The sequence below is a fragment of the Gryllotalpicola sp. genome (assembly GCF_027352875.1).
GTDB lineage: Bacteria > Actinomycetota > Actinomycetes > Actinomycetales > Microbacteriaceae > Gryllotalpicola.
The window spans coordinates 1-10,811 of record NZ_DAIEII010000019.1; the positions used below are offsets into that span (position 1 = coordinate 1).

The 10,811-nt window shown below is 70.2% G+C and carries 11 protein-coding genes, 1 tRNA gene and 1 pseudogene; all 13 read left to right on the forward strand.

The annotated features are described in order from the left end of the window. Nucleotides 1-217, forward strand: a pseudogene (locus M7D61_RS02490) (histidine--tRNA ligase); the annotation flags it as partial. A gap of 44 nt (nt 218-261) precedes the next feature. After that, nucleotides 262-1,542 (forward strand): phosphopyruvate hydratase, encoded by a 1,281-nt coding sequence (gene eno, locus M7D61_RS02495; RefSeq protein WP_298227263.1) that lies wholly within the window; start codon nt 262-264, stop codon nt 1,540-1,542. A 30-nt stretch (nt 1,543-1,572) separates the two neighbouring features. Then, nucleotides 1,573-2,019 carry a septum formation initiator family protein gene (locus M7D61_RS02500; protein WP_298227265.1) on the forward strand — a complete coding sequence of 149 codons (447 nt, stop codon included), beginning with the start codon at nt 1,573-1,575 and terminating at the stop codon, nt 2,017-2,019. Between the two features lie 35 nt (nt 2,020-2,054). Then, complete coding sequence (locus M7D61_RS02505; RefSeq protein ID WP_298227267.1) at nt 2,055-2,552, forward strand: DUF501 domain-containing protein; 498 nt, start codon at nt 2,055-2,057, stop codon at nt 2,550-2,552. A gap of 64 nt (nt 2,553-2,616) precedes the next feature. Continuing rightward, on the forward strand, nt 2,617-4,038 hold the full coding sequence (locus M7D61_RS02510) for an FAD-dependent oxidoreductase (protein WP_298227269.1): 1,422 nt from the start codon (nt 2,617-2,619) through the stop codon (nt 4,036-4,038). 13 nt (nt 4,039-4,051) lie between these two features. Continuing rightward, nucleotides 4,052-4,125: transfer RNA gene (locus M7D61_RS02515), tRNA-Leu, on the forward strand. 185 nt (nt 4,126-4,310) lie between these two features. Then, on the forward strand, nt 4,311-5,000 hold the full coding sequence (locus M7D61_RS02520; protein ID WP_298227271.1) for a TetR family transcriptional regulator: 690 nt from the start codon (nt 4,311-4,313) through the stop codon (nt 4,998-5,000). Beyond that, nucleotides 4,997-6,256: an MFS transporter gene (locus M7D61_RS02525; RefSeq protein WP_298227273.1), complete on the forward strand. Its 1,260-nt coding sequence runs from the start codon at nt 4,997-4,999 to the stop codon at nt 6,254-6,256. Before M7D61_RS02520 ends, M7D61_RS02525 begins: the two co-directional genes overlap by 4 nt. A 6-nt stretch (nt 6,257-6,262) precedes the next feature. After that, entirely contained in the window at nt 6,263-7,498 is a 1,236-nt protein-coding gene (locus M7D61_RS02530) for an alanine racemase (protein WP_298227283.1), read from the forward strand. Next, a complete protein-coding gene (locus M7D61_RS02535; protein ID WP_298227275.1) occupies nt 7,498-8,826 on the forward strand; it encodes a D-arabinono-1,4-lactone oxidase in 1,329 nt (442 codons plus the stop codon). Before M7D61_RS02530 ends, M7D61_RS02535 begins: the two co-directional genes overlap by 1 nt. Nucleotides 8,827-8,831: 5 nt before the next feature. Continuing rightward, nucleotides 8,832-9,194, forward strand: a complete 363-nt coding sequence (locus M7D61_RS02540; protein ID WP_298227277.1) for a hypothetical protein — start codon at nt 8,832-8,834, stop codon at nt 9,192-9,194. A 152-nt stretch (nt 9,195-9,346) separates the two neighbouring features. After that, nucleotides 9,347-9,916, forward strand: coding sequence for a LemA family protein (locus tag M7D61_RS02545; protein WP_298227279.1), 570 nt, complete (start codon nt 9,347-9,349; stop codon nt 9,914-9,916). Nucleotides 9,917-9,966: 50 nt separating this feature from the next. Beyond that, the coding region (locus M7D61_RS02550) for a M48 family metalloprotease (RefSeq protein ID WP_298227281.1) at nt 9,967-10,811 on the forward strand (845 nt) is incomplete at its 3' end.

Sequence of the window (10,811 nt, forward strand, 5' to 3'; positions counted from 1 at the left end):
CCACGACGCGGCTGCCGACCCCGGCGCCCTCGTGAAGCTTCAGGGCGCGCTGCTCGCCGAGGGCCGCAGGGTGCGTCTCGAGAAGCGGGCCAAGAACCTCAGACCCCAGCTCGAGCGCCTCGCGGTCGCCGGCTACAGCACTTTCGCGGTGCTGGACTCCGCGGCGCTCGCCGCCGGCCTCGACGCATCCGCTCTCGACATCAAGCCGCTTCACTAGACTCACCAGCGAACCCCCGACCCGACTCCCGTAAGGAGAGAACTGTGGCTGCAATCGAGGCCGTCGGCGCCCGCGAGATCCTGGATTCCCGTGGCAATCCCACCGTCGAGGTGGAAGTGCTGCTCGACGACGGCACCGTCTCGCGCGCTGCTGTCCCCTCCGGCGCCTCGACGGGCGCGTTCGAGGCGTACGAGCTGCGCGACGGCGACAAGGACCGCTACCAGGGCAAGGGCGTCCTCAAGGCGGTCGACGCTGTGCTCGACGTGCTCGGGCCGGCCATCGAGGGCATCGAGGCGACCGAGCAGCGCACCATCGATGCGATCCTCATCGACACCGACGGCACCGACAACAAGTCGAAGCTCGGCGCGAACGCCATCCTCGGCGTCAGCCTCGCCGTCGCCAAGGCGGCGGCCGATTCGACCGACCTCCCGCTCTACCAGTACCTCGGCGGACCGAACGCTCATGTGCTCCCGGTGCCGCTCCTCAACGTCATCAACGGCGGCGCCCACGCCGACTCGAACGTCGACATCCAGGAGTTCTTCCTCGTCCCGCTCGGCGCCGACACCTTCGCCGATGCGCTGCGCTGGGGCGCCGAGACCTACCACAACCTCAAGTCGCTGCTGAAGGCGAAGGGCCTCTCGACCGGCCTCGGCGACGAGGGCGGCTTCGCACCGAGCCTGTCGTCGAACCGCGCCGCCCTCGACCTGCTCGTCGAGGCGATCGAGGCGGGGGGCTTCGCCCCGGGCGATGACATCGCGCTCGGCCTCGACGTCGCGTCCACCGAGTTCTTCCACGACGGCAAGTACGCCTTCGAGGGCAAGCAGGTGACGGATGCCGACCTCACCGCCTACTATGACGAGCTGCTCGGCGCCTATCCGCTGGTGACCATCGAGGATCCGCTCTCCGAGGACGACTGGGAGGGGTGGACTGCCCTCACTCAGCACATCGGCTCGAAGGTGCAGCTCGTGGGCGACGACTTGTTTGTCACGAATCCCACCCGCCTTCAGAGGGGCATCGACGTGGGGGCCGCCAACTCGCTGCTCGTCAAGGTCAACCAGATCGGCACGCTCACCGAGACGTTCGCCGCCGTCGAGCTCGCGCACCGCGCGCACTACACGACGATGCTCTCGCATCGTTCGGGCGAGACGGAGGACACCTTCATCGCCGACCTCGCGGTTGCCGTGAACTCCGGCCAGATCAAGACGGGCGCCCCGGCACGCAGTGAGCGGGTGGCGAAGTACAACCAGTTGCTGCGCATCGAGGAGGAACTCGGCGACGCCGCCGTTTTCGCCGGTCGCGGCGCGTTCCCGCGTTTTGCGAGGTAAAACCCTGAAGTAGAGCTTTAGCCTGGGCGCATGACCCAGGCCACGTCGACCGCACCGCGCACCGCCGCACCGCGCGCCGACGTGCGCGGCTGGCTCAGTGGCACGCGGTTCTCGTGGTTCGCCTTCGTCATGATCGGGCTCGTCATCCTCGGGGTCCTCGTCGTCGCCCCGACAGTGCGGACCTTCGTGGTGCAGCAGCAGCAGCTCGCGCAGGTCCGGCAGCAGCTCAGCGCCCAGCAGAGCCGGGTCGACGACCTGCTGCAACAGGTGCAGGACTGGCAGGACCCGGCCTATATCGAGGCGCAGGCACGCGATCGGCTCGCCTACGTGCTGCCCGGCGAGACGGCCTACCTTCTCAAGGGCGTTCCGCGCGTGAGCGCCGCGGCGCCGACCGGCGTCGTGAGCGACAAGGCGCAGCAGGCCACGGGGGATTGGACCGCCACCCTGCTCCAGTCGCTGCTCAGCGGCTCGCGCTGAGCCCCCTCCCGGGCGCGGTCGTCCACAATGGAAGGGTGACCACCCCGCCGTTCGATGCGCCGTCCGCGGCCGACATCGCGGTCGTGGCCGCGCAGCTGGGTCGCCCGGCCCGCGGGGTCGTCGGCATCGCGGCGCGGTGCGTGTGTGGCAGGCCGACCGTCGTCGCGACGGCGCCACGGCTGCCGACCGGCGAGCCGTTCCCCACCCTCTACTACCTCACCCACCCGGCCGCCACTGCGGCGCTGAGCCGGCTCGAGGCGGGTCATGTCATGCCGGAGCTCGAGGCCACCCTCGCCGACCCCGGCATCGCCGCCGCCTACCGGGCGGCGCACGAGGCCTACCTGCGCGACCGCGAGTCCATCGCGGTCGTCGCGGAGATCGCAGGATTCTCCGCCGGCGGCATGCCCGCGCGGGTCAAGTGCCTGCACGCGCTGGCCGCGCACGCGCTCGCCGCCGGCCCCGGCGTCAATCCGATCGGCGACGCGGCGCTCGCCCGCGCGGACTGGTCGAGCGCGGTCTGCGCCTGCGTGTAATCGGCAATAGGGCTGCACTATAGGCTGGAATGGCACGCACACCTTTGCGAGGAGAGGTCTTCAGTTGCCCAAGATCCTGGTCGTCGGCGGCGGCTATGCGGGGTTCTACACCGCGTGGAAGCTCGAGAAGTGGCTGCGCAGGGGGGAGGCCGAGGTCACCCTCGTCGATCCGCTTCCCTACATGACGTACCAGCCCTTCCTGCCGGAGGTCGCGGCGGGCTCCATCGAGCCGCGTCACGCGGTCGTCAACCACCGCCGTCATCTGAAGTCGACGCGCGTCGTCTCGGGCAAGGTCGTCTACGTCGACCACGCCACCAGGACCGCGACGATCGCCCCGGCCGCGGGCGAGCAGTACTCGCTCGAGTACGACATCGTGGTCGTCACCGCCGGCGCGGTGAGCCGCACCTTTCCCATCCCGGGCGTGGCCGACCGCGCGATCGGCCTCAAGACGATCGAGGAGGCCGTCGCGATCCGCGACCGCCTCGTCACCAACTTCGACAAGGCGGCGTCGTTGCCCAAGGGCGACCCGCGCCGCGAGCGGCTGTTCACCGTCGTCGTCGTCGGCGGCGGATTCGCCGGCATCGAGGCCTTCGCGGAGCTCCGCTCCGCTGCGACCGCACTGCTCGCGACGTATCCCGAGATCGACTTCGCCGAGACGCACTTCCACCTCGTCGAGGCGATGGGCCGCATCATGCCCGAGGTCGCGCTCGAGACGAGCCACTGGGTCCTCAAGCGCCTCGCCGAGCGCGGTGCGCAGGTCCACCTCGACACTCAGCTCGCGAGCGCGCTGGACGGCCGGATCGAACTCTCGACCGGCGAGTCGTTCGAGTCGGACCTCATCGTCTGGACGGCTGGCGTCATGGCGAACCCGTCGATCACCAAGAACACCGATCTGCCCGTCGAGGGTCGCGGCCGCATCACGGTGCAGGCCGACCTCCGGGTCGTCGACGAGAGCGGCGCCGTCGTCGACGGCGCCTGGGCGGCGGGCGATATCGCCGCGGTGCCGGACCTCACAGGCGGTGGCGTCGGGGGCTTCTGCGTGCCGAATGCCCAGCATGCCGTGCGCCAGGCCAAGCGCCTCGCGGCCAACGTCATCGCGATCCAGCGCGGTGAGCTTCCGGTGGACTACTTCCACAAGAACCTAGGCGCTGTGGCGGGTCTCGGCCTCTACGACGGCGTCTTCCAGTCGGGGAACTTCGCCCTCAAGGGCCTCGTCGCCTGGTTCGTCCACCGCGGCTACCACGGCCTGGCCATGCCGTCATGGGAGCGCAAGCTGCGTGTCGTGTGGGGCTGGGTGAACAACTTCTGCCTCGGGCGTGATTTCGCGACGCTCGCTGCGGTGCAGACCCCGCGGGCCGCGTTCGAGGAGTTCGTCTCGCGCCCTCGCCCGGCCACGCCGGAGACCGCCGCCGCGGTGGCTCCTGCCGCGCCGGCCAGGGCGCCGCGCGCCCGCGCTCCGCGCAAGGCCACGACGGGCGCCGAGTAGCCTCGGCCTGGGCGCCCCGGTAGCCCAACTGGCAGAGGCAGGCGACTTAAAATCGCCCAAGTGCGGGTTCGAACCCCGCCCGGGGTACCTCGCGAGTCGCCGTGCCCCATCGGCATGTTCTGAGGAATTGCCCCTCGTTCTGGGTAGAGGCGCCGAGCGGCACGCCGGTGTTTTCGCCTCAACGAACACGCTGTCCGGGGTTAGTCTGGTTCCGACTGGGACGACCGTCCCAGTCGCAGTCGCAGTCGCAGTCGCAGTCGGCGAGGGGGAACGTGGCGCACCATCCGGTTTCGGAGACCCGTGCAGCCCTCATCCGCGCCGCTCTCGCCATCATCGGGCGCGACGGCGTCGAGGCCGCCACCACCCGCGCGATCGCCGCTGAAGCAGGTCTCGCGCTCGCGAGCTTCCATTACGCGTTCCGGTCCCGCGACGAGCTCATGGCCGAGCTCATCCGCACCGCGGTCGACGAGGAGGACAATGCGATCTCGCCGGGCTACGCCGACGAGAGCTTTGACCCCGCCACTGCGCCGACCGCCTATCAGCACGCACAGATCGCCTTCCACGCCTACGTCGATTCGCTCATCGCCGATCCTGACCGCGAGAAGGCGATGCTCGCGCTCACCATGTGGGCCGTCGCCAAGGCCGAGACGCGGCCGCTCGCTGCGATCCAGTACAGCAAGTACGACACGCTCGCGCGCAGCGCGGTCGAGGCGGTCACCGCGCTGACGGGGGTGCGCTGGCGGATGCCCCTCGACGAGGTCTCCCGGTTCGTCGTCGTGCTCTCCGACGGCATCACCCTGTCATGGCTCATCCACAACGACGCCGAACAGACGCACCGCATGGCGGACGCCGCGGCGCGAGCCCTCCTCGCGCAAGCCGTCTCGCCCGGCGACTACGACTACGACACGCTGCCCGAGCCGGGGCTGCCCGGCTACCGTGCCGACGAGGGAGAGGAACGATGACCGAGACCGTCGCCGCGCGCGCCTCCGCCGACCCGACCCGGCGCGTCCCCGGCCGCTGGATCACCGCCTTCGCCGTCGCCTGGCTCGGCATCTGGACGGCGCAGCTCACGCCGATCCAACTCCTGCTGCCGACGCAGATCGGCGCTCGGTTCGGCGCCTCCGACCTGCGGTCGGATGCGCTGTGGTTCGGCATCGTCTCAGGGATAGCCGGCGTCTTCGCGATCGTCGTCTACCCGCTCACCGGGGCACTCAGCGACCGCACCCGCTCGCGGTTCGGCAGGCGCCGGCCGTGGATCGTCGTCGGCACAGTCGTCTTCGCGGCGGGGCTCGTGCTGCTCGGGCTGCAGTCGACGCTGGCGGGCATCGCAGTGTTCTGGTCGGTTTCGCTCATCGGCTTCTGCATCCTCACCGCGGCCCTCACCGCGACGATCAGCGACCAGGTTCCCGTCGGCCAGCGCGGCTACGTCTCCGGCTGGCTCAGCGCCCCGCAGGCGCTCGGCGTCGTGCTCGGCCTCGCCCTCGTCGCTGCGCTCTCGCTCGGCGCGGCCGGCGGCTACCTCCTCGTCGCGGGGCTGCTCGTCGTGCTCGTCATCCCGTTCCTCTTCCTGCCGGACGCCGCCCACCGCTTCGGCGGCCGGGCGCTGAGCCTGCGCACCATCGTCTCGGACCTCTGGATCAGCCCGCGTCGGTACCCCGACTTCGGCTGGACGCTGCTCGGCCGGGTCCTCGTCAACCTCAGCAACGCACTCGGCACCACGATGCTGCTCTACTTCCTCATCTTCCAGCTCGGCAACAGCGCTGCCGACGCCGCGAACAACATCGTCGTCACCTCACTCATCTACGTCGTCTTCGTCATCGTCGCGAGCCTCGTGCTCGGCCAGCTCAGCGACAGACTCGGCCGCCGCAAGCTCTTCGTCGGCATCTCCTCGATCGTGCAGGCGGTCGCCGCCCTGCTGCTCGCCTTCTTCCCGAGCTGGGACATGCTGCTCGTCGCGTCAGCGCTCACCGGCCTGGGCTACGGCTGCTTCCTCTCCGTCGACCAGGCACTCGCGACGCAGGTGCTGCCCGACCCCGAGACGCGCGGCAAGGATCTCGGCATCATGAACCTCGCCTGGGCGATCCCGCAGGCGTTCGGGCCGCTGCTCGGCGCGGTGCTCGTCTTCTTCGCCGGCTCGTTCACCTGGCTGTTCGTCGCCGCCGCCGTCATCGGACTGCTCGGCGCCGGCGCCGTCTGGTTCGTGAAGTCGGTGCGCTGAGTGGCGATCGATCTCTCCGCCCTCCCGGCCGACCGGTCCTGGGAGCGGCCCGGGTTCTGGCCCGCGCTCACCGCGGCCACCGCCGAGCTCGACCCGCCGTACGCGGCGCTGCACCTCGGGGCGCTCGCCGCCAACGCCCACGACATGCTCCGCCGCGCCGGCGGCAAGCCGATTCGGGTCGCGTCGAAGTCGGTGCGGGTGCGGAGCGTGCTCGACGCGGTTCTGGCCCTGCCCGGGTACGCGGGGGTGCTGGCGTACACGCTCGACGAGGCGCTGTGGCTCGCGGAATCCGCCCCCGATGTCGTCGTCGGCTACCCGAGCGCCGATCGCGCCGCGATCCGACGGCTCGGCGCGTCGGCCGAACTCGCCGCTCGCGTGACGGTGATGGTGGATTCCGTCGCGCACCTCGACTTCATCGACGCGGTGGCGCCGGCCGGTGATCGCGCCGAGATCCGCGTCGCGATCGAGCTCGACGCCTCGTGGGAGGGTCCGACCGGGCGCATCGGGGTGTGGCGCTCGCCGGTGCGCACCGCGGTCGCGGCGCGCACCCTCGCCGTGCACGTCGCACGCCGGCCGGGATTCCGCCTCGTCGGCCTGATGTCCTACGAGGCCCAGATTGCCGGTCAGGGCGACGCGCCCGAGGGCCGCGCCGCGTTCGGCGCGACGGTGCGCTGGATGCAGCGGCGCTCGCAGGCGGAACTTCGCGAGCGTCGCGCGGAGGCCGTCGCCGCGGTGCGCCAGGTCGCCGAGCTGGAGTTCGTCAACGGCGGCGGCACCGGCTCTCTCGAGTTCACGTCGGGCGACGACTCCGTCACCGAGATCGCCGCGGGCAGCGGACTTCTCGGCGGGCACCTCTTCGACAACTATCGGCTCTTCAGGCCGGCGCCGGCGGCGGCCTTCGCGCTCTCGGTCGTACGCCGCCCCCGCCCCGACATCGCGACCGTACTCGGCGGCGGGTGGATCGCATCCGGCCCGCCGGGCGAGGACCGCCTGCCGCGCGCCGTCTGGCCGGAGGGGCTCGGCTACGCGCCGCGCGAGGCGGCGGGCGAGGTGCAGACGCCCCTCATCGGCCCGGCCGCGAGCGCGCTGCAGGTCGGCGACCGGGTGTGGTTCCGCCACACCAAGTCGGGCGAGCTCAGCGAGCACGTCACCGCGTTCGCGCTGGTCGACGATGTCGACGGTCGGCCGCGGATCACCGGTGAGGCACCGACGTACCGCGGCGAGGGAAAGGCGTTCCTGTAGTGCTCACCGCAGCCCCGTGGCGCAACTGGGCGCGCACCGAGGAGGTCTCGCCCCGCCGCGTCGAACGGCCGGCGAGCGCGGATGCCGTGCAGCGCGCCGTCGTCGCCGCTCGCGCCCAGGGCCTTCCGGTCAAGGCTGTCGGGTCGGGCCACTCGTTCACCGGCATCGCGGTCGCGCCCGGCGTGCAGCTCGACCTCGCCTGGTCCGGGGTGCTCGGCGTCGACGAATCCGCCCGCCGCGCGACCTTCGCAGCAGGCACCCGTCTCTACGAGATCGCCGGCCTCCTGCGCCCCTACGGGCTCGCGCTGGAGAACATGGGCGACATCGACCGCCAGACCATCGCAGGTGCCATCTCGACGGGCACCCACGGCACCGGGGCGCGCTTCGGGGGCATCGCGACGCAGGTCGCCGCCCTCACCCTCGTGACGGGAACGGGCGACCTCCTCCACGTCAGCGAGACGGAGAACGCGGAGCTGCTGCCCGCCGTGCGCGTAAGTCTCGGCGCGCTCGGCATCATCGTCGACGTGACGCTCCAGTGCGTCGACGTCTTCGCCCTCCACGCCGTCGAGTCGCCGCAGCCCTTCGACGACGTCGTCGACGCGTGGGAGGAGCACAATGCGGCCGACCACTTCGAGTTCTACTGGTTCCCCGGCACCGCCTCGGTGCAGACCAAGACCAATACGCGCCTGCCGGCGGATTCCCCGCTCGAACCCCTCACACCGTGGCGGCGCTGGCTCGACGACCGTCTCGTCTCGACGGAGGTCCACCGGGCCGTCTGCCAGGCCGGATTCGCCGTCCCCGCACTCCTCCCGCGCATCAACCGCCTGGCCGCCGCCTTCTGGGGCCGGCGCGAGTTCACCGACCTGTCCCACCGGGTGTTCGTCACTGATCGGGACGTGCGCTTTTTCGAGATGGAGTACGCGATCCCGTTCGCGGCGGTTCCGGATGCCATCCGCGAGCTGCGCGCGGAGGTCGCCCGGCGCGGCTGGCGGATCTCGTTCCCCGTCGAGGTGCGCTCGTCGGCCTCCGACGACACCCTGCTTTCGACGGCCTCGGGTCGGCGCTCCGGCTACATCGCCGTGCACCGCTATTGGCGCGAGGCGGCTCGCGAGTTCCGCGGAGTCGCACCCGAGGGCTACTTCGCCGCTGCCGAGGCGATCTTCCGCTCCTTCGGGGGCAGGCCGCACTGGGGCAAGCTCAACACCGTCGACGCCGCATACCTGCGCGGCGTGTACCCCCGGTTCGACGAGTTCCTCGCCGTGCGCGAGCGCCTCGACCCGGAGCGGGTCTTCCGCAATCCCTATCTCACGCGCGTGCTGGGAGACTAGGGCGAATGGCCGATTTCGAGTACTTCATCTGGGGCAAGACCCCGCTGCGCGAGGGCGACTACGACGAGCTGCTGCCGCGCTGCGACGTCCCCGTCGAGCTCGTCAATGCCATGTACGAGGCGCCCGATCGGCCGCCGTTCCAGGGCAGTGTGAAGAAGCGCTACCACGGCCTCTTCGAGGGCATGTTCCTCGATTGGGGCAATCCGCTGCTCGCCCCCGAGCAGGCCGCGGACACGGCCACGTGGCTGCGCGGCTGGGCCGCCGGCGCGCCGGTGGGGGCGGGATTGCTCGTCGACGCGCTGCGTGTCGCGACCTGGCTCGAGAGCGCGGTCCGCGACGGCTGGTACGTCGACTGGGAGCGCTCGTAGCGTTCCGCCGAACACCACGGGGACTAGCCATCGCCTTAGGTGTTTCTGGGAGGCTGCCGTGACGCGGCTGACCCGCCAGTCCTCGCGGATAGCATGGCCTCAGACCCGCCTGCGCACCCGTCCGAGCGGTTCTCTAGAAGGAGCTGCTCACCATGCCCGGCTGGCTTATCGCGGTCATCGTCATCGTCGTGGTCCTTGCGATCATCGGCATCTACCTGTGGTCGACGTACAACTCGCTCGTCACCCTGGGGGTGCGCGTCGACGAGGCCTGGAGCGACATCACCGTGCAGCTCAAGCGTCGTGCCGACCTCATCCCCAACCTCGTCGAAACCGTCAAGGGCTATGCCACCCACGAGAAGACCGTCTTCGAGGACGTGACGAAGGCCCGGGCGGCGACGCTCGCCGCGCAGACCCCGGCCGAGGCATCCGCCGCCGAGAACCAGATGCAGACGGCGCTGAAGAGCGTTTTCGCCGTCGCCGAGGCGTACCCGCAACTCCAGGCGAGCCAGAACTTCCTCCGCCTGCAGTCCGACCTCACCGACACCGAGGACAAGATCCAGGCCGCGCGCCGCTTCTACAACGGCGGAATCCGCGAGTTCAACACGAAGATCAAGGTATTCCCCAACAACATGTGGGCCCGGAACCTGCACTTCGGCGAGCGCGAGTTCTTCGAGGTCGCCGACGCCGCGGCTATCGCCGAGCCCCCGCGCGTGCAGTTCTGACGACGTCCACCGCATCCACCATCGCACCGACCCGCGGGGCCTAGGCGCACATGTATAGAGCGATTGCCGCGAACAAGCGGAACACCGTCTTCTTCATCGTCGGATTCGTCATCCTCGTCGGCGCCATCACCTGGGTCGTCGGCTACTACCAGGGCGATTACTCGATCACGGTCATCGCGCTCGTCATCGCGCTCGTCTACGTCATCATCCAGTACTACGGCGCGTCGGCCGAGGCGGTGGCGATGTCCGGTGCGATCGAGATCCAGAAATCCGACAATCCCGATCTCTGGAACGCCGTCGAGAACATCGCGATATCGCAAGGCATGCCGATGCCCCGGGTGTTCGTCGTCAACGACCCGGCGCCCAACGCCTTCGCGACCGGGCGGGATCCCCAGCATGGCGTGGTGTGCGCGACGACAGGGCTGCTGCAGCTCATGGACAAGCCCGAGCTCGAGGCCGTCATGGCCCACGAGATGGGCCACGTGCGCAATTACGACATCCGCCTCTCGACGATCGTCTTCGGGCTGACCGTCGTCATCGGGATCATCGCCGACATCTTCCTGCGGATGGCATTCTGGGGCGGCCTGGGCGGCAACCGGCGCGACAACAACAACGGCGGCGGCGGAAACCCGATCATCCTCATCCTCGGGCTTGTCGCGCTGATCGTCGCGCCGCTCGTCGCGGCCCTCGTGCAGGCCGCCGTGTCGCGGCAGCGCGAGTACCTCGCCGATGCGACGAGCGCCGAGATCACGCGACATCCGGATGCCCTCGAGAGCGCGCTGCAGAAGCTCGCCGACTACCAGCGCCCGATGATCCGCCAGAACACCTCGATGGCGCACCTGTGGATCAACGACCCCAACAAGCCGGGCCTCATGTCGAAGCTGTTCTCGACGCA